Source organism: Phaeobacter italicus (assembly GCF_019801785.1).
GTDB classification, from domain to species: Bacteria; Pseudomonadota; Alphaproteobacteria; order Rhodobacterales; family Rhodobacteraceae; genus Phaeobacter; species Phaeobacter italicus.
Genome location: NZ_JAHVIJ010000004.1, coordinates 443,321 through 462,127 on the forward strand (window position 1 = coordinate 443,321; position 18,807 = coordinate 462,127).

General features: G+C 60.6%; 14 protein-coding genes. 9 read left to right on the plus strand and 5 right to left on the minus strand.

Annotated elements, in window-relative coordinates; genetic code table 11:
• The first annotated feature begins 120 nt into the window (after nt 1-120).
• Nucleotides 121-894: a DUF6478 family protein gene (locus tag KUV39_RS12460; protein ID WP_046211646.1), complete on the plus strand. Its 774-nt coding sequence runs from the start codon at nt 121-123 to the stop codon at nt 892-894.
• A 28-nt stretch (nt 895-922) separates the two neighbouring features.
• Nucleotides 923-1,300, plus strand: a complete 378-nt coding sequence (locus KUV39_RS12465; protein ID WP_008561908.1) for a hypothetical protein — start codon at nt 923-925, stop codon at nt 1,298-1,300.
• A gap of 38 nt (nt 1,301-1,338) precedes the next feature.
• Here KUV39_RS12465 and KUV39_RS12470 read toward each other — a convergent pair whose 3' ends face one another.
• Nucleotides 1,339-2,271: an ABC transporter ATP-binding protein gene (locus KUV39_RS12470; RefSeq protein WP_222459898.1), complete on the minus strand. Its 933-nt coding sequence runs from the start codon at nt 2,269-2,271 to the stop codon at nt 1,339-1,341.
• 71 nt (nt 2,272-2,342) lie between these two features.
• Between KUV39_RS12470 and KUV39_RS12475 the strand changes: the two genes are divergently transcribed.
• From KUV39_RS12475 to polA, 3 genes are all read left to right on the plus strand, one after another.
• Nucleotides 2,343-2,525, plus strand: coding sequence for a zinc-finger domain-containing protein (locus KUV39_RS12475; protein WP_008560719.1), 183 nt, complete (start codon nt 2,343-2,345; stop codon nt 2,523-2,525).
• Between the two features lie 216 nt (nt 2,526-2,741).
• Nucleotides 2,742-4,793, plus strand: coding sequence for a putative bifunctional diguanylate cyclase/phosphodiesterase (locus KUV39_RS12480; RefSeq protein ID WP_222459899.1), 2,052 nt, complete (start codon nt 2,742-2,744; stop codon nt 4,791-4,793).
• Nucleotides 4,794-4,884: 91 nt separating this feature from the next.
• Nucleotides 4,885-7,734: a DNA polymerase I gene (polA, locus tag KUV39_RS12485; protein WP_222459900.1), complete on the plus strand. Its 2,850-nt coding sequence runs from the start codon at nt 4,885-4,887 to the stop codon at nt 7,732-7,734.
• A 78-nt stretch (nt 7,735-7,812) separates the two neighbouring features.
• Here polA and KUV39_RS12490 read toward each other — a convergent pair whose 3' ends face one another.
• The 3 genes from KUV39_RS12490 to KUV39_RS12500 all read right to left on the minus strand — a co-directional run bounded on the left by KUV39_RS12490 (nt 7,813) and on the right by KUV39_RS12500 (nt 9,848).
• Nucleotides 7,813-8,046 (minus strand): DUF2798 domain-containing protein, encoded by a 234-nt coding sequence (locus KUV39_RS12490; RefSeq protein ID WP_008561402.1) that lies wholly within the window; start codon nt 8,044-8,046, stop codon nt 7,813-7,815.
• Between the two features lie 92 nt (nt 8,047-8,138).
• Nucleotides 8,139-8,891, minus strand: coding sequence for a hydroxypyruvate isomerase family protein (locus KUV39_RS12495; RefSeq protein ID WP_008560089.1), 753 nt, complete (start codon nt 8,889-8,891; stop codon nt 8,139-8,141).
• 297 nt (nt 8,892-9,188) lie between these two features.
• A complete protein-coding gene (locus KUV39_RS12500) occupies nt 9,189-9,848 on the minus strand; it encodes a DUF1285 domain-containing protein (protein WP_222459901.1) in 660 nt (219 codons plus the stop codon).
• 52 nt (nt 9,849-9,900) lie between these two features.
• Between KUV39_RS12500 and KUV39_RS12505 the strand changes: the two genes are divergently transcribed.
• The 4 genes from KUV39_RS12505 to KUV39_RS12520 are packed head-to-tail and all read left to right on the plus strand — an operon-like array spanning nt 9,901 to nt 16,726.
• Entirely contained in the window at nt 9,901-10,908 is a 1,008-nt protein-coding gene (locus KUV39_RS12505; RefSeq protein WP_046211650.1) for an AAA family ATPase, read from the plus strand.
• Complete coding sequence (locus KUV39_RS12510) at nt 10,905-11,828, plus strand: DUF58 domain-containing protein (RefSeq protein WP_336512823.1); 924 nt, start codon at nt 10,905-10,907, stop codon at nt 11,826-11,828. Before KUV39_RS12505 ends, KUV39_RS12510 begins: the two co-directional genes overlap by 4 nt.
• Complete coding sequence (locus KUV39_RS12515; protein ID WP_222459902.1) at nt 11,825-14,656, plus strand: DUF4159 domain-containing protein; 2,832 nt, start codon at nt 11,825-11,827, stop codon at nt 14,654-14,656. The genes KUV39_RS12510 and KUV39_RS12515 overlap by 4 nt, the downstream gene beginning before the upstream one ends.
• Nucleotides 14,657-14,665: 9 nt before the next feature.
• Nucleotides 14,666-16,726, plus strand: coding sequence for a hypothetical protein (locus KUV39_RS12520; protein ID WP_222459903.1), 2,061 nt, complete (start codon nt 14,666-14,668; stop codon nt 16,724-16,726).
• A gap of 22 nt (nt 16,727-16,748) precedes the next feature.
• On the opposite strand, the gene pbpC is transcribed toward KUV39_RS12520, so the two are convergent.
• Complete coding sequence (gene pbpC, locus KUV39_RS12525) at nt 16,749-18,788, minus strand: penicillin-binding protein 1C (protein WP_222459936.1); 2,040 nt, start codon at nt 18,786-18,788, stop codon at nt 16,749-16,751.
• Between the last annotated feature and the right edge of the window lie 19 nt (nt 18,789-18,807).

Here is an 18,807-nt window from a genome sequence, read left to right on the forward strand (position 1 = left end):
ATCCGCCCATCGTGGGTTTGTCACAAGGCGCTGCTTTGGCTAGGCTTTCTGCAAAGGCACGCAAGACAAGAACAACCGCACGCCCGCGTCAGAAGACCGGGTCAACAAGATAGGCCATTGATGGGCAGGATCGTTCAGAATTTGCTGTTCAACCGTGTACTGCGCCGGTGGCGACGGGCAGCGCATCAGGCCCCTCGAGCCAAGCTCAGCACATTGCGCGAGCAACGCAGCAAGGCGCGGCAACTGCGGGTTCATATCGACCGCCTGTTGCATGTTGCTGACACCCGGCTCTCTTTGCCTCAGATTGGATCAAACACCTTCCCGCGGCCGCATGGCACCGACTGGGGCTGGCGACCGGATCTGTGGCGTGGCCCGCTCCCGGTTCATGGAATTGCAGGCGTGGAGAGCAAGACAAAACTTGGCGATGAAATTCAGCTTTTTCATGATTGCCCGCTAAGCGAACTCACCCTGCGCCAAATTCGCAATACGCGCGACAGCGATCTCTCACCTTTTGGGATCCGGATGGATGTCTTTCGATTCGAGGGGTCATTTCTGTCATTGGTGGTTGAACTGCCCCAACACGCGACCGAGGGGTTGAGCCGGGACCACCTGATGCGGGTGGACTGTAGCTTTGAAACGGAAACTCCGATTGAGATATACGCCCGGCTCAATATCAAACACGGTCCGAACACAGAACAGATGGTGCGGGAAATACCGCCTCAGCCAGCCGGGCAGGTTGTTTCCACCCATGTGGAATACGATCTGGCCTATGCGGAGTTGAACGAAAAAAGGGTGGAACGCATGTGGTTTGAACTGATTTTTGAATCGCCAGACATGAACCAGGTCACCGTACGTGATCTGACCCTTTCCCGCAGTCGCCGCGCAGGCATCTGAGCCCCGAGCCCACAGGAAAACCACCCCGATGAGCAAACTGACCCTGAGCAAGATCCGCTTTCACAACGCCCTGTGGGAGGGCCGTATCAGTGGTGAAACCGGCTCGGGTCAGCCCCCGGCGATCGATGTTCGCTATCTGGATCGCCCGGTTGAAGGTGTCACCCTCACCGAAAGCGAAACGCCAGGCGAATGGGCTCTTTCGATCCCGGTGCCCAACGAAGCCGTCGCTGACGGGGTGCAGAACTTTGTGATCTTTGACAGCGCGACAGGTGAGAAGCTAGGCGATTTCACCCTCATCTGCGGTGAGATCTCGGGCGATGACCTAAGGGTTGAAGTCGAGCTTCTGCGGGCAGAACTCGACATGCTGAAACGTGCATTCCGCCGCCACTGCGTGGAAACACAGTAGCGGGAAAACAGGCTCTAACCTGACCAGATGGGGCTGCTTCAAGACCGCGACTTGGTCAGGGAAAGGAACACGTCCTCAAGGTCCGCTTCCTCTGTCTTGACGTCACGGATCGAAATTCCGGCCTCATGAACCGCCGAAAGAACCTGTTCTGCGCTGGTCGCATTGCCGTGATAGCGCAGCACCACGGCCCCGTCACCGCGCAGTTCCGAACTGATCCCCGCGCCTTGGGGCAGGACGGTTACAGGTGCCGCCGGATGCACCACCATAGCCTTGGCATCCAGACGTCCAAGAAGATTGGAGGTGGTATCACGGGCAACCAACTCGCCCTGATTGATGATTGCGATCTCATCACACATCTCCTCGGCCTCTTCGAGGTAATGCGTGGTCAGAATGATGGTCATCCCCTGAGCATTCAGTTTGCGGATGTTTTCCCACAGCATCTGGCGCAGTTCGATATCGACCCCGGCAGTCGGCTCATCCAACACCAGAATATTTGGATGATGCACCAGTGCCTTTCCCAGCAACAGGCGGCGCTGCATCCCACCAGACAGGGTGCGGGCATAGGCATAGGCCTTGTCCTCCAACCCGATCATCTTCAGGATCTCGTCACTGCGCCGTTCCGATTTGGGCACACCATACAGGCCCGCCTGAACCTCCAATGCGCCCCGCGGGCTGAAGAACGGATCAAGGTTCAGCTCCTGCGGCATCACACCGATCGATGCGCGTGACTGGCGAGGGTTTTCATCCTGATCGAATCCCCAGATCGTCACCTTTCCGGCGGTTTTCAGCACCAGACCGGCCAGAATGTTGATCATGGTGGATTTGCCGGCACCATTCGGGCCCAGTAGGCCAAACACCGATCCACGCGGAATCGTCAGATCCACGCCCTTAAGTGCCTCTTTTGGTGGTTGGCCCTTCCGGGCCTTGTAGGTTTTCTGCAAACCCTCGATACGGATTGCGTCCTCAGTCATCGCGGCTCTTGCCCCCGGTTTTACCTTGGCTCATAAAAGCCCCTAACTGATAACCAAGAGGACCGCCAGAGATGACCATCGAAGCGCCGGAAACCAAGATCGTGGACAGCTACCGCGTCGCCTGCGACGGCAGCGAAGGTGCGTTGGGGCATCCACGGGTCTACCTGCAAATCCCCGAAGCTGAGGGTTTTGTCGAATGCCCCTACTGCGATTGCAAGTACATCCACAAAGATGCGGCTGAAGCGCAGAGCTGATTCCACGCAGACACCAAGTTCATAAAAACGCTGTCCCACGGGCAGCGTTTTGTGTTTTCGGGCAAAGCGCTGAAAAGGTGTATCTGGAAGACCCCTTATTTCTCTGGGGTGATCTGATCAATTTGATCAAACAAAACCCATGCCATCTGCTCTGACCTAGCGGCTTGTTAACGCTGACACCGTTACAATGGAGGTGATTTTACCTCCGGAGCTTTCATGTACACCGTTATCCAATGCCTGACCCAGGACCATAGTCTTGGGCTGGTTGCCCTTGCTGCCCTCGTCTGCGTCGTCGGCTCATCTTTGTCCGCCCTCATGGCGGGCCGACTGCGACAAACCAGCAGGTCGCGGATGGCGGTACAGATTGCCCTGACCAGCCTGATTGTTGGGGGCACGGTCTGGACCACGCATTTCATTGCGATGCTTGCCTATGACCCCGGTTATGAGCATGGCTATGATCCGGTTATCACTGGCCTGTCACTCTGCCTTGCGGTTCTTGGGATGGGCGGTGCCAACACCATCTTCGCACTGTCCAAAAACAACATGATCGGCATAGCCGCGGCGGGTGGCCTGTTCGGGCTCAGTGTCTCTTCGATGCATTACCTTGGCATGGTCGGCTTTCTGCTGCCCGGCGTAGTCGACTGGAAGCTCGGCCATCTGGCCGCATCGATTGTTCTTGGCGCAACGATAGGGGCCGGAGCCTATCTGCATATCGCGTCACGGACAAATCGGCACGCATGGATCGCATCGGCCGGATTGATGACACTTGCCATCTGCACCATGCATTTCACCGGAATGGCCGCCATTTCGGTCAAGCTCAGCCCGCTTTATTCGGTCCCTGCCGAGGTGATTTCGGACACCACGCTGGGTCTTTTGATCCTGGGGGTCATGGCGATCATCCTGATGATCGGCTTTGCCGCACTCAGCATCGAAACCAAGCTGGAGAGCGAGGCCCAGGACCGCCTGGAACACGCCGCACTGCACGATCCGCTGACTGGCATGCCCAACAGGATGTCACTGACACGCAAGGCCGAGGCCCTGACGCGCCTGCTGAAACACAACCGCACCGAAAAGGTTGCAGTGCTGACCCTCGACCTCAACCTGTTCAAGGAAATCAACGATCTGTACGGCCACGCTGCGGGTGACGCGGTCTTGCGCACGGTGGCGCATCGGTTGTCAGATGCAATGGAAGAAGGTGAGTATATCGCGCGCACGGGCGGCGATGAGTTTATCGCCTTCAAGCAGGGCTTTCGCCGGGTCGAACAGGCCATTGCCTTTGCTGAACGTCTGCAGGCTCTGGTGGTGGAGCCGGTCGATTTTGAAAACACCTCAGCCATCGTTGGCGTGGCGATCGGGGTTGCCACCAGCATCAATGAGGGGCGCGACATTGAGAGCCTCATCCATAAATCCGACGTCGCCATGTATCGCGCCAAGGCGGACGCAGAACGCCACGTCTGTCTGTTCAACGCCACGATGGAGGAACACAGTCGCGAGCGGCTGCAACTGGTCAATGATCTGCGCCAGGCCTGTATCGCCGGGGACCAGTTCGAGTTGGTTTATCAGTTACAGAACGATCTCAGCTCACTTGCCCCTGTAGGCTTTGAAGTGCTGCTGCGTTGGGACCACCCGACCAAAGGTCGCATCCGCCCCGATATCTTTATCCCGATTGCTGAGGAAACAGGGCTGATCCGTGAAATCGGCCTATGGGTGCTGCGCACCGCCTGCGCAGAAGCCGCTGACTGGCCGACCAATCACAGTGTCGCTGTCAACGTCGCGCCGCAGCAGCTCATGCAGCCGTCCTTTGTCGAACATGTATCGGATATCCTGTTTGAAACCGGCCTGGCGGCAGAACGGCTGGAATTGGAAATCACCGAGGCCAGTATCATCGACGATCAGGTACACACGCTGAAGGTCATGCAGCAGCTCAAGAACATGGGATTGAGGATCGCCATGGACGACTTTGGCACCGGCTATTCCTCGCTCGCGATGCTGCAGACCTTCCCCTTCGACAAGATCAAAATCGACCGCAGTTTCGTGCAGGACGTGCACAAAAACGATCAACGGGCGGCCATCGTGCGCTCTACCCTGCTTCTTGGGGCTGCACTCAATATCCCGGTCCTGGCCGAGGGCGTCGAGGTCGAGGACGAGCTGCAATTCTTGCGCAGCGAAAAATGTGCATCGGTGCAGGGGTTTTATTTTGGCAAGCCAATGACCCGCGACGAAATGCGCCGGATTGTAGAGGCCAGCGAACAGGCAAAAATCGCCTAGCGCCCCGACGCAACCGGGCGAAAGGGCAATTGCCCTCTCCCCGCTGATCACCGATAACGGGGGCCAACGCGCAACACCCGGAGCATCGGCAATGACCACGACACCTTTTGGCAAGGGCTGCCATCTGCACCTGATCGACGGATCGGCCTTCATCTTCCGCGCCTACCATGCGCTGCCGCCCCTCACCCGCAAATCCGACGGGCTGCCTATCGGGGCGGTTGCAGGGTTCTGCAACATGCTGCACCGCTACGTCGAAGGAAACACAGGACCGGATGCACCGACCCATGTGGCCGTGATCTTTGACAAGGGCTCGCACACCTTCCGCAATGATCTCTACGATCAATACAAGGCCAACCGCGAAGCCATGCCTGAGGATCTGCGCCCGCAAATCCCGTTGACCCGCACTGCGACCGAAGCCTTCAACATTGCCTGCAAGGAGCAGGAAGGCTTTGAGGCGGACGATATTATCGCCACCCTTGCCTGCCAGGCCCGCGACGCAGGTGGGCGGGTCACTATCATTTCCTCTGACAAGGATCTGATGCAGCTCGTCGGTGGTGGCGTCGAAATGCTGGATGCGATGAAAAACAAACGCATCGACAGTGACGGCGTGTTCGAGAAATTTGGCGTTGGCCCTGACCGGGTGGTCGACGTGCAGGCGCTGGCTGGCGATTCTGTTGACAACGTCCCCGGCGCCCCCGGTATCGGCATCAAGACCGCAGCGCTGCTCATCAATGAATACGGTTCGCTGGAAGAGCTGTTAGACCGCGCCGAGGAGATCAAGCAACCCAAGCGCCGTCAGACATTGATCGAAAAGCGCGAGCAGATTGAGCTCTCGAAAAAGCTGGTACAGCTCGACAGCAACATGGAACTTGGCTTTAGCCTTGATGATCTGGGTGTGCGCGATCCAGACCCAGACACGCTGCTGTCCTTCCTCGCGGAAATGGAGTTCCGCACCCTGTCAAAGCGTGTCGCAGAACAGCTGGGCAAGGAGGCGCCGGTCATCGCAGACGCCCCCGCTGCCGCCCCTTCCGGAGGTGCGGCCCCAGCTGATGCACCGTCGGTTACGGACCTGCCGTTTGATGCCAGCGCCTATGAATGTGTCCGCGATGCAGAGGCACTGCAGGTGTGGATCAACCAGATCCGCGAACGCGGTTGGGTTGCGGTGGACACCGAAACCACCGGACTGGACGAAATGAAGGCCGATCTGGTCGGCATCTCTCTCGCAGTTGAGCCCGGCGCGGCCTGCTATATCCCCCTCGCCCACAAGGCAGAAGCAGGCAGCGATGACCTGTTTGGGTCCGACACACTGGCCGAAGGACAGATGGATTTTGCGACCGCTCTGTCCATGCTGAAACCGGTGCTTGAGGATCCTGCAATCCTCAAGATCGGGCAGAACATGAAGTATGACGCCAAGATCTTCCGTCGGCAGCATGGCGCCGGGTTCGAGGATGGCATCACCGTCGCGCCTTATGATGACACCATGCTGCTGTCTTATGCTCTGTTTGCAGGGCAGCATGGTCACGGCATGGACACGCTTTCTGAACGCTACCTGAGCCACAGCCCGATCCCAATCAAGAGCCTGCTGGGCACCGGTAAATCCGCCATCACCTTTGACCGTGTCCCGATCGCGGATGCCGTGGCCTATGCTGCTGAAGATGCCGACATCACATTGCGTCTGTGGAAGCTCTTCAAACCGCAGCTGCACCAGCAACGCGTCACCACCGTGTACGAAACCCTTGAACGCCCTCTCTCGCCGGTTCTGGCCAAGATGGAAATGGAGGGGGTCAAGGTCGACCGGGACACGCTGTCGCGCATGTCGAACGCCTTTGCCCAGAAGATGGCCGCCCTCGAAGCCGAGATTCACGAACTGGCAGGAGAGACGTTCAATGTCGGCTCTCCCAAACAGCTGGGTGAAATCCTCTTTGACAAGATGGGGCTGGAAGGTGGCAAAAAGGGCAAGACCGGCGCCTATGCGACCGGGGCCGATATCCTTGAAGATCTGGCGACCGAACACGATCTGCCAGCCCGCGTTCTGGATTGGCGGCAGCTGAGCAAGCTGAAGTCGACCTACACCGACGCCCTGCAGGACCACATTCACCCGGAGACCGGCCGGGTGCACACCTCCTATGTCCAGACCGGTGCAAATACCGGGCGCCTAGCCTCAACCGACCCGAACCTGCAGAACATCCCGATCCGTTCCGAAGAAGGTCGCCGCATCCGTGAGGCCTTCGTTGCCGAAGAAGGCAATGTTCTGCTCGCGCTGGACTACAGCCAGATCGAACTGCGCATTCTGGCCCATGTCGCTGGGATCGACACACTGAAACAGGCCTTTGCCGAAGGTCAGGACATCCACGCACTCACGGCCTCCGAAATGTTCAACGTGCCGCTGTCTGAAATGACGCCGGACATCCGCCGACAGGCCAAGGCAATCAACTTTGGCGTGATCTACGGCATTTCAGGATTTGGTCTGGCGCGCAATCTGCGGATCCCCCGCGCTGAGGCACAAGGCTTCATCGACCGCTATTTCGAGCGCTTCCCCGGTATTCGGCGCTACATGGATGACACTGTCGCCTTTGCCAAAGAGCATGGCTATGTGCAGACCCTGTTTGGTCGCAAGATCCACACCCCGGAAATCGCAGCCAAGGGCCCCCGGGCGGGCTTTGCCAAGCGCGCGGCCATTAACGCCCCGATTCAGGGAACCGCCGCTGATGTCATTCGTCGCGCGATGATCCGGATGCCTGAGGCGATTGCCCATCTGCCTGCACGCATGCTCTTGCAGGTACACGATGAACTCTTGTTCGAGGTTCCGGAATCCGCTGCCGAAGACACCATTGAAGCAGCCCGCAAGGTAATGGAAAGCGCAGCTGATCCTGCCGTGCACCTGGACGTCAAACTGGTCGCCGACGCAGGCCAGGGCAAAAACTGGGCAGAGGCGCATTGATCGGCCTCCCCTGATACAACAAACGAAACGCCCCAGCCGAACGGATGGGGCGTTTTTATTTGGCTGGAAATGTCTGGATCAGTTGGCGGGGGCTTTCACCAGCATCGCCACAAACCGCCGCACCGCAGGTGCCACCACCAGCACGACGACAAAGGCCACCGGCCAACTAAAACTCCAGGCGCCCATCCACAGCCCCGGCGCTTCCGGGCTGAACCCCACGGCTTTGAGCGTTGCAACACAGGTAACGACGCAGGACATGATCCCCGACAGGATCAGGCCAAACAATACAGGGGCGAGGCGGGCAGGCAGCATCGGGCACACTCCGGAACATCTGAGGTCGCCCCTGTTATGCGCCTACCGGCGTCACATATCAATTCACGAATGTGTTGTCACCCTGTGACCACTCAGCGCATCCAGCCCAGACTGTCCTCAGTGCGTTTGGTCGACGGCGTATACTCCGCGCTCACCCAGCCGGTGTAGCCGCTTTCGTCAATGGCCGCAAAAAGTTGCTCGAAATCCACCGGCCCGGTTCCGGGTTCGCAGCGTCCAGGCGCCGCACCGATCTGCACATGCACCGCCCGCTCACCAAAGGCATCCCAGACCTTGGCCGCATCACCGTGGATCATCTGCGCGTGATAGGCGTCATACTGCAGGCCAACGTTCTGCCGGTCGACCGCCTCCAACACTTCAACGGCCAGATTGTAGTCATCCAGAAAATACCCCGGCTGGTCGCCGCTGTTCAGCGGTTCAATGGTGAACTGCTGCCCCGGCGCATAGTCTGCAGCCCATTTCAGATTGTCGATCAGGGTCTGTTTGGCGACCTCGCCCTTGGCGTAGCCGGACATGATGTGGATCATCCGCGGCCGCAGCACATCTGCATAGCGCAGCACGCGCCGGATATCGCGCTGGAACCGATCCGTGCCCATTGGCAACGCCGCATAACCGGGCATGCCACCCGTATAATTGGGAGGGGGCGCATTGATCAGCAACAATTGCTGGCCATTCGCCAGAAGCGCACGCTGGGTCTCTTTCGCGGCAAGTTCATAGGGAAACAGGATCTCAACCGCATCAAACCCCGCTGCAGCAGCGGCGGCAAAGCGTTCGAGATAGGGCAATTCAGCAAACAGCAGCGAAATATTGGCTGCAAACTTGGGCATGTCAGACCTCCTTTGGTGCCGTCCACAAGAACGGCAAAAACGTCACATGAGGAGATTCGGATGCAGTTGCTCCATCATCCGGTTTCACCGGACCAGTCGTCCTGCGCCCCCCAGCGCGTAGGCCCAATCTGCCCCAGATCCCGCAGGTTTTTGAGCAAGTTTTCGGAAGAATTTTTGATAAATTGATGAAACATTGCGGCAAGGCGGCAACAACCCGCCCAACCCAGTCATCTCAGGCAAGCCTACGCCGATTCTGTGAACAAACACAATCAGTTCACACGATTGGCGCAGATCAATTCAGCCCTCCTCGGACAGCAGCTCTTCGGAGGGGATCACAGCAAAGAAGCTGCCGCCCGACCACAGGCCAAACCAGCCGTCATGGTGTTCGCCCAGATCGACAAGCCGATAAAAGCTCTTGCGGTCGATAAGCGCCTCCAACCCGTCCCGCACCATGATGTAGGGGGATGGCTCTCCGGATTGGGGATCCCGCATAACGCGGATCGGATGATCTGGTCCGGCATCAACCTCGTCCTCGACATGGGTGACAAACCGCAGAACCTGCTCGCGACCCTGGCCGCTTGGCTCAAAATCCACAGCAACAAAGGGGGCGTCATCGACAGTGATGCCAACCTTTTCCACCGGTGTAACCAGAAAATACTTTCCGTCCTCAAGCTTCAGGATGGATGAAAACAGCTTGACCAGTTCAAAGCGCCCAATCGGTGTACCGAGGTAGAACCACGTCCCGTCCCGCGCGATACGCATATCCAGATCGCCACAAAATGGTGGGTTCCACAGATGCACCGGCGGTTTGCCGCCCTTGCCCGCCTTTTTGGCAGCAGCGGCAAGCCCCTCGGCATTTGGTGTTGGAGATGCACCATTTGCACCATTTGTCTGGGCCGATGCTTCGGCTGTCTTCTCGGATGTCACGGGATTTTGTCCGCTCATTGCTTTTGCCATTTTCCGTCAACGCGATACACTACCATCATATATTCGCCGTAAAGGGAAAGTCATGTCCGAACCCGACGATCTACTGGCCGAAATTGAAGCCCTCGAAGACAAACTGACCCAGGCCCGCGCCTCGATTACCCGGCGTTTTATCGGGCAGGAACGGGTGGTTGATCTGACGCTCAGCACCTTGCTCTGTGGTGGGCATGGCCTGCTGATCGGCCTTCCGGGACTGGGCAAAACCCGTCTCGTTGAAACGCTGTCCACAGTCATGGGGCTGTCCGGCAACCGGGTTCAGTTCACACCGGATCTGATGCCTGCTGATATCCTTGGCTCTGAGGTACTGGAAACAGCATCGGATGGCAGTCGCGGCTTCCGCTTTATGCCCGGGCCGGTGTTTTGCCAGCTGCTGATGGCAGATGAAATCAACCGCGCCAGCCCGCGCACGCAGTCGGCGCTGCTGCAGGCCATGCAGGAACGCATGGTTACGGTTGCCGGGGCAGATCGCCCCTTGGGCACCCCGTTCCATGTGCTGGCAACGCAAAACCCGATCGAACAGGAAGGCACCTATCCGCTGCCAGAGGCGCAGCTGGATCGTTTCCTGTTCCAGATCGATGTGCCCTATCCCACACGCCAGACTGAACGTGATATCCTGCTGGCAACAACCGGCGTGGAAGAAGGCGCTGCCCATCAGGTCTTTACGGCTGAAGACCTGATCGCAGCACAAACCCTCTTGCGGCGGATGCCGGTTGGCGACGCGGTTGTAGAGATGATCCTCGATCTTGTGCGCGCCTTCCGTCCACAAGAGCCAGACGCCTCCGAGCAGGTCCGCCAGACAGTGGCCTGGGGCCCAGGTCCACGGGCGGCACAGGCGTTGATGCTTGCGGTTCGGGCCCGGGCGCTGCTGCAGGGGCGCCTTGCACCGAATGCAGATGATGTTCTGGATATGGCCCAGCCTGTCCTGAGCCATCGGATGGCGCTCAACTTTGCCGCCCGCGCCCGTGGCGAGAGCCTGGCAGATCTGATTGCAACGACTGCGCAGTCCCTGTCCCGTAGCGGAGCCGCCGCGTGAGCAGCCCCCCCGCCTCTCGGGTCACGGATCCACAAGGCGCCAGCCCGCTGACGGCAGGTGAACTGCGCCACCAATCCGAGGTCGCAGCAAGCCACCTGCCGCCCCTTCTGGTAGAGGCGCAGCATCTGGCGGGATCTGTTCTGTTGGGCGAACACGGGCGCAGGCGCGCGGGAATGGGGGATGATTTCTGGCAATATCGCCCCGTCCAACTGGGCGATAGCCGCCGCATGATCGATCATCGCAGGTCCGCCAAGGGCGATCAGCAGTTTGTCCGCGAACGGGAATGGCAAATCGCCCAGACGGTCCACCTCTGGGTCGATCAGGGGGCTTCCATGCGTTACGCGTCGGACAAGGCGCTGCCACGCAAGATTGACAGGGCCCGCCTGCTTGGGCTTGCAACCTCCATCCTCATGCTGCGCGGTGGCGAACGGGTCGGGCTGACCGGTGGGATGCTGCCACCCAGGCGGGGCAACGCACAGGTGATGCGCCTGGCCGAACACCTGAGCCAGGATCAGGCCACCGATTACACCCCACCCGAAGATCGCGCCATGATGCCCCATGCGCGCGTCCTGTTCATCTCTGATTTTCTCGGTCCATTTGACCCCATACAGCACGCGCTCGCCAAAGCCGCCGATCGCGGTGTGCAGGGGGTACTCTTGCAGGTGCTGGACCCGGCAGAAGAGGAGTTCCCGTTTCACGGGCGCACGATCTTTCACAGCGTCGCTGGCGGGCTCAGCCATGAAACACTGAAAGCAGGCGCGTTGCGGCAACGCTATCTCGACCGGCTGGCGGAACGGCGTGACGCCCTTGATCATCTCTGCCGCACGGCAGGTTGGCGGCTTGGCCAGCACCACACCGGAGACAGCGCGCAGACGGCTCTGATGTGGCTCTATCACGCGATGGAGAGGAACAACGCATGACCACGATTGCGGGCATCGGTTTTGCATCGCCCTGGCTGTTGCTGGCGCTGCTGGCGCTGCCGTTGCTGTGGCTGTTGCTGCGGGCCGTGCCACCTGCCCCCCGCAAGCGGCTGTTTCCTGCAGTGACCCTGCTCCTTGGGTTGCGCGATGACGACAGCCTGTCGGATCGCACCCCCTGGTGGCTGTTGTTGTTGCGGATGCTTGCTGTTGCGGCTGCCATTGTCGGGCTGGCCGGCCCGGTTCTGAACCCGACAACAGAACCGTCTGGGCGTGGCCCCCTGCTGGTCGTGCTTGATGGTAGCTGGGCGGGCGCACCCAACTGGGAGCGAACCCGCGATGAAATGGATCGCCTCTTGGCAGAGGCTGGACGTGCTGATCGCGCTGTCGCTCTCATGCGGCTGACAGCGCCCGAGGCCCCCGTCTTCCAAAGTGCCGCAAGCTGGCGACGAAAACTCGCGGGCGAGGCACCTTTGCCTTGGCAGCCGACAACAGAACAACTTGCCACTGCGCAGGCACAGATCGATGCGATCGAAACCGATTTTGACACCGTCTGGTTTAGCGACGGGCTCGACTATGCCGAACGCGAAGCGTTGATTTCGCAACTTGCCCAACGTGGCACTTTGATCGCCTATGAACACCCGCAGGCCACAACCGCCCTGCGCCCTGTTGGCCATGTCGATGGTATGATGGAAATCTCTGTGACAAGCAGCCAGGCCGTCCCCAATCAGGTCGTGACTGTTCTGGCCCGTGGCCCGGATCCGGGTGGGACAATGCGCACATTGGGCTCTGTCACTGTCGATTTCGACGACACCGCGACGCTTCAAGATAACGGCGCGACCGCCACCGCCCGTCTGGCCCTGCCATCTGAGCTGCGCGCCCGCATCCGGCACTTCGAAATTCAAGGCCAGAGAGGCGCGGGCGCGGTTGCCCTGTCAGATGACAGTCTGCGTCGACGTGAAGTGGCGCTCATCTCCTCACAAAGCGGCAATGAAGGGCTCGCGCTTTTGTCGCCGCTGCACTATCTGCGCAAAGCGCTTGAGCCGACAGCAGACCTTTTGGACGGCGCATTGAGCGATCTGATCCCCGCCAATCCGGATGTCATCGTTCTGGCCGACACAGCCCGTCTGCCCCCGGATCAGGAAAGCGCCGTGATCGGTTGGGTGGAAGAGGGCGGCCTGCTTCTGCGCTTTGCCGGTCCACGCCTTGCCGCAAGCGATACAGCCCGCACAGAGGAAGAACCCCTATTGCCTGTCCGCCTGCGGATTGGGGGGCGCAGCATCGGTGGCGCAATGAGTTGGGGAGAGCCAAAGACCCTGGCTCCCTTTTCGGAAACCTCGCCATTTTTTGGTCTGACCATCCCCGCGGATGTCACAGTCAGCTCTCAGGTTGTTGCCCAACCGGATCCGCAACTGGCCAGCCGCGTCATTGCTGAGCTGTCGGATGGCACGCCGCTGGTCACCCGGAAATCCCTCGGTGATGGGCAGATCATTCTCTTCCATGTCACTGCCAACGCCGAATGGAGCAGCCTGCCGCTGTCCGGCCTGTTCGTGCAGATGATGGAGCGACTGGCAATCTCGTCAGGGGCCAAACCGCCCGCTGCCGGCGATCTGGAAGGCACCACATGGGCCCCGCTGCAAGTGCTCGACGGGTTTGGCACGCTGGCGGATGCCGCTGCTCTGCCAGGGGTGTCAGGGCCAGACCTGGTGGAAAAACCTGTTGGCCCCGACCTGCGCCCCGGCCTTTATCAAAGCGGAGAGCGCAGCATTGCCCGCAACGTCTTGCGCGCCGACGAGCTGCTGACACCTGCGGAATGGCCGGCCTCCGTCGCGATCAGCCGCTACGCCACTGCGCCTGAGCGCCCTCTTGGCGGTCTTCTGATCAGCCTCGCGCTGCTGTTGATGTGTATTGACGTGGTGGCTGCACTCGCGCTCTCTGGTTTGCTGCTCAAATCAGGCGTGTCGCGCAGGCTGTCCTCGTTCCTTCTGGTGGCTACGACGGGCGCGGCCCTTGCTGTTGTGCAGGTATCCGGCGCATGGGCACAGGGGAACGCCGTCCCGATTGATACCCAGCCTGATGACATCGCGCCCCTACACGCGTCAGAGCTGACTTTGGCGCATGTTCTGACTGGCGACCGGCAGGTCGACGCCGTTGCACTGGATGGGTTGAGGGGCCTGTCGGACACACTGCGCTTTCGCACCTCGGTCGAACCCGCGCCCCCTGCCTCGGTTGATCTGGAGCAGGACGAGCTGTCGTTGTTTCCCCTGCTTTACTGGCCGGTCACCGCTGACCAGCCCATGCCCTCGGGCAACGCCTATGACAAGCTGAACGCCTATCTGCGCACCGGCGGCATGATCCTGTTTGACACCCGCGACGCCGACATCACGCGATCCGGTGCCAGCAGCCCTGCGGGCCGCAGGCTGCAACAGCTGGCTTTGCGGTTGGACGTTCCTCCACTGGAGCCCGTGCCAAACGATCATGTCCTGACCCGTGCCTTCTACCTGCTCCAGGACTTTCCCGGTCGTCACACCCGTGGAGCCGTCTGGGTCGAAGCCGCACCAGCGGACGCAGAGCAGATCGAAGGTATCCCCTTTCGCAACCTCAACGACGGGGTAACCCCGGTTGTGATTGGTGGCAACGATTGGGCTGCGGCGTGGGCCGTAGATGCAAATGGTCGCCCTCTGCTGCCCGTCGGGCGGGGTTTTGCAGGCGAACGACAGCGCGAACTGGCGCACCGTTTCGGGGTCAATCTTGTGATGCATGTTCTCACCGGCAACTACAAATCCGATCAGGTCCATGTGCCTGCACTGCTTGATCGGTTGGGGCAATAGGGGGCCGCAATGACACAGACGATCCTCTTTGATCCCTTGCTGCCCTGGACTGTGATCTGGGTGCTATCTGCCCTGTCACTTGCTGCTGTGGCGCTGGCACTCTGGAAACGGCTCTCGGGCTGGGCTCTGCGTGGCGCTGCCGCGTTTGTCCTGCTGGCCGCGCTATGCGGACCGGTTTACCAGACCGAAGACCGTGCGCCCCTCAAGGATATTGTTGTCGTGCTGGAAGATCAGACAGCGAGCCAGCAGCTGTCCAATCGCCCAGAACAGACCACCGCGACCCGCGCCACGCTGGAAGCGGCCCTTGCAGCACGCCCCAATACGGACATCCATTGGGTCACCGTCGACGGGGTCGAACCGCGCGAAGGTGCAACCGACAACAGCGGAACCACATTGATGGGCCACCTGGCCGAAGCCCTTGCCAATTTGCCGCGCGGGCGCATAGCCGGAATGATCGCAATCAGCGACGGTCAGGTCCATGACATCGACCAAAGCCCCGCTTTGCCGGCGCCGTTTCATGTTCTTCTCAGTGGACAGCCCGATGACTGGGACCGCCGCCTTATCGTGCGCAACGCCCCAAGCTTTGCCATCATCGGGGAGCCCGTCACGCTAACCCTGCGGATCGAAGATCAGGGGGCGGCACCATCGCCTGGGGGCCTTGCGGAACTGGCGATTTCCATAGGCGGGGCAGAACCGCAACGCTTTAACTTGCCGGTTGGGGTAGATTTCGATCTACCTCTCACTCTTCCGCATGGCGGTCGAAATGTGATCCAGTTTTCGGTCCCGATGGCCGAGGGTGAGCTTACTGACCGCAACAATGCAGCGCTGGTGCAAATCAACGGTGTCCGGGATCGGTTGCGCGTGCTCTTGGTATCGGGCGAACCCCATCCAGGTGGACGCACCTGGCGCAACCTTCTGAAATCGGACAGCGCGGTGGATCTGGTACATTTCACCATTCTGCGGCCACCGGAAAAGCAGGATGGGGTGCCTGTCGACGAACTTTCGTTGATTGCCTTTCCCACCCGCGAGTTGTTTCTGGAAAAGATCAATGACTTCGACCTGATCATCTTCGATCGCTACAAACGGCGCGGCATCCTGCCTGCAATCTATCTCGACAATGTTGCAGATTACGTCCAGCGCGGCGGAGCGGTTCTGGTCGCAGCTGGACCGGATTTCGCCAGCGCAGACAGCATTTACCGCTCCCCCCTGTCCAGCATTCTGCCCGCCAGCCCATCGGCACGGGTCATCGAACGCCCCTATCGCCCGACTGTCACGGATTTGGGTCAACGCCATCCCGTCACCGCCGACATGACCGACGCCGAGAGCTGGGGACGATGGTTGCGTCAAGTGGATGTGAATGTCCCCGAAGGGGATGTCCTGATGAGCGGACTGGACGACCGTCCCTTGCTGGTGCTGAACCGCGTAGGGGACGGGCGCGTGGCGCTGCTTGCATCCGATCACGCCTGGCTCTGGAGCCGCGGCTACGAAGGCGGAGGCCCTCAGCTTGAGCTGCTGCGCCGTCTGGCTCATTGGATGATGAAAGAACCTGAGCTGGAAGAAAACGTCCTGACCGCAGACGCAACGGGCCAGCGCATGCGCATCGAACGCCGCAGCCTGCAGGACGATGTCGGCGACGTCACAGTGACTGCGCCAGATGGCTCTACCGCCATCGTCAAGCTGCGCGAGATCGGGCCGGGCCGTTGGGAAGGTCGCTATGAAGGAAAAGAGCCAGGCCTCTACCGGTTGGAAGAAGGCGCGCAAAGCACAGTGATCGGCCTTGGCCCAGCCGCACCACGCGAGTTCGAGCAGACCATCGCAACAGCCGACGTGCTGGCCGAGGTCGTCAGCCAGACCCGCGGTGGCATTCGCAACATTTCGGATGGTATACCGATCCTACGCAATGTCAGGGAAGGCAGAACCGCAGCGGGCCGGGGGTGGATCGGCCTCACGCCACGCGATGCCTACCGCACCGTTTCGGTCAACCAAACGCCCCTTTTGCCGGCCTGGCTTGTGCTGCTGCTTGCCTCGGCCATGATCCTCGCTGGATGGCTGCGAGAAGGACGCCGCTAGGGACACCGGTCTGGCGCGTGATCTAGCCTCGCGTGCCCAGAGGTTGAACCGGCATGATCCTGACCCGCACCCGGTCTGACTGCCCATTGCGATCCACCACGACAAATGTCGAATACCCTTCCCCCGGTGAAGGAACCTCCAGAACGCGGCGGCGCACACCCGTTCGGACAGGCCTGTCATTGGCCATGATGACAAACGGCGCCTCACCTCCCCGCAGCTTTAGGGTCAAGGCGTCAGCGGACGAAACCAACTCTGCGCCATCCGGGGGAAACACCACCTGAAGCGGTTCAATCCGCCCGATGGCTCCCTTGCTCTCTCCCGCTGCGCTGAACCGGCGAAGCGGAAGCGGAAGCTCAGCCGTTGCCGCCACCAATGTCTGCGGCGGCGCGGCTGGCAACGGTGTAAAGCTGACGCCCATTCGGCCAAAGGCTTCAAACAGCAACGGCGCCGCCAGCTCTGCTCCAAAGGCACCCGGTACGGGCGTGCCGTCAGCGCGCCCCAGCCAGACGCCGATGACGTATCGCCCATCCCAGCCAATCGCCCAAGTATCGCGATGCCCGTATGATGTCCCGGTCTTATAGGCCAGCATTCTGGCCGGCGCGCCCGGGGGTGGCGGCAGATCCCGCAGGATATCACCCAGCTGCCAGGCTGCCACCTCTGACAAAATCCGTGCACTCCGCTCGGGCGGCTGGTCCTGCTGGTGATGCAACACAATACCCTGCCCCCCAGCGGCGATCAGCGCATAGATCTGCACGAGGTCACGCAAGCTGACACCAACACCGCCAAGCGCGACCGCCAGCCCCGGCTGGCCACCGGGCAGCACAGGTCTTGCGCCGCTCCTGCGCATTGCTGTCATCAACCGCGCGGGGCCCAGGTCCTGCAGCAGGCTGACAACCGGGGTATTCAGCGACAGCTGAAGCGCCTGACGCACCCGCAGATCCCCACGAAAGCGGCCGTCAAAATTCTGCGGTGCATAGCCATCGATATCAATCGGGCCGTCGTGGATCATGGTCTCGGGATGTGCCATGCCCTGATCAAAGGCCAACCCGTAGACCAAAGGCTTCAGGGTCGAGCCGGGCGAGCGCGCCGCGCGGGTCATGTCGACATAGCCACGCCTTCCCCCGTTGTGGTAACCGGGCGAGCCGACAGAGGCGAGGATCTCACCGCTTTGATGATCGGCCAGAACAAGCGCCGCAGACAGGTTTGCCCCGTGACGCTCCACCGTTTCCCGCAACAAACCTGCCAGCCGCCGTTGCATGCCCCCATCAATGGTAAGATCAAGTTGGCGCTGATCTGGTCGCTCTGCCAGCGCCAGATCAGCGAGATGCGGCGCCTCCAGCGGGAAGGGGTAAATTTCATCTGGAATCGGCTCTAACAAGGCGGTTTTTGCCTGCTCCGCCGTAATCACCTCTGCAGCGGCCATGCGGTTGATCACCCGGTTGCGCGCGGCCAGCGCAACACCCGGCGCCCGATCAGGCCGACGCGTTTCAGGAGACTGCGGCAAGGCGACAAGCAGCGCCGCCTGCGACGGAGTCAGCCTCCGGGGGGCCTTGCCAAACCACGCATAGCTCGCTGCGCGCACGCCCTCGATATTGCCGCCAAAGGGGGCGTGAAGCAGATAGAGCTGCAAGATCTGCGCCTTGCTCAACCGCTGTTCCAAAGCCAACGCAACACGGATCTGGCGCAGCTTCCCGGCCCATCGCCCCGTCCCGCCATTCTCAAGCAGACGCGCCACCTGCATGGTCAAAGTAGAGCCGCCAGATACAACCTCGCCGCGCCAGACCGCCTGCATTCCAGCGCGGAGCATGGCCCGCAGATCCACTCCGCTATGGCTGTAGAACCGCTTGTCTTCATAGCGTAGCAGCATGGCAAGATAGGTCGGATCGACCTGATCAGACGCCACATCCAGACGCCAAATGCCATCCGCTACCGGATAGGCCCGCAACAGCGCACCGTTGCGGTCCCGTACCTCTCGCGCGGTTTCCGCCAACACCGGCGGCAGAACAGTCCGGCTGACCCAGCCCTGCAGCCCGAGGGCCGCGATCCAGACCGCAAGGCCCATACCGAACAGAGCCCAGCAA

Excerpts from the sequence above, each read along its gene's own strand:
- KUV39_RS12470 (WP_222459898.1), bottom strand. The coding sequence starts at position 2,271 with ATGACTGAGGACGCAATCCGTATCGAGGGTTTGCAGAAAACCTACAAG.
- polA (WP_222459900.1), top strand. The coding sequence starts at position 4,885 with ATGACCACGACACCTTTTGGCAAGGGCTGCCATCTGCACCTGATCGAC.
- KUV39_RS12475 (WP_008560719.1), top strand. The coding sequence starts at position 2,343 with ATGACCATCGAAGCGCCGGAAACCAAGATCGTGGACAGCTACCGCGTC.
- KUV39_RS12505 (WP_046211650.1), top strand. The coding sequence starts at position 9,901 with ATGTCCGAACCCGACGATCTACTGGCCGAAATTGAAGCCCTCGAAGAC.
- KUV39_RS12515 (WP_222459902.1), top strand. The coding sequence starts at position 11,825 with ATGACCACGATTGCGGGCATCGGTTTTGCATCGCCCTGGCTGTTGCTG.
- KUV39_RS12495 (WP_008560089.1), bottom strand. The coding sequence starts at position 8,891 with ATGCCCAAGTTTGCAGCCAATATTTCGCTGCTGTTTGCTGAATTGCCC.
- KUV39_RS12460 (WP_046211646.1), top strand. The coding sequence starts at position 121 with ATGGGCAGGATCGTTCAGAATTTGCTGTTCAACCGTGTACTGCGCCGG.
- KUV39_RS12490 (WP_008561402.1), bottom strand. The coding sequence starts at position 8,046 with ATGCTGCCTGCCCGCCTCGCCCCTGTATTGTTTGGCCTGATCCTGTCG.
- KUV39_RS12500 (WP_222459901.1), bottom strand. The coding sequence starts at position 9,848 with ATGGCAAAAGCAATGAGCGGACAAAATCCCGTGACATCCGAGAAGACA.
- KUV39_RS12480 (WP_222459899.1), top strand. The coding sequence starts at position 2,742 with ATGTACACCGTTATCCAATGCCTGACCCAGGACCATAGTCTTGGGCTG.
- KUV39_RS12465 (WP_008561908.1), top strand. The coding sequence starts at position 923 with ATGAGCAAACTGACCCTGAGCAAGATCCGCTTTCACAACGCCCTGTGG.
- pbpC (WP_222459936.1), bottom strand. The coding sequence starts at position 18,788 with ATGGGCCTTGCGGTCTGGATCGCGGCCCTCGGGCTGCAGGGCTGGGTC.
- KUV39_RS12520 (WP_222459903.1), top strand. The coding sequence starts at position 14,666 with ATGACACAGACGATCCTCTTTGATCCCTTGCTGCCCTGGACTGTGATC.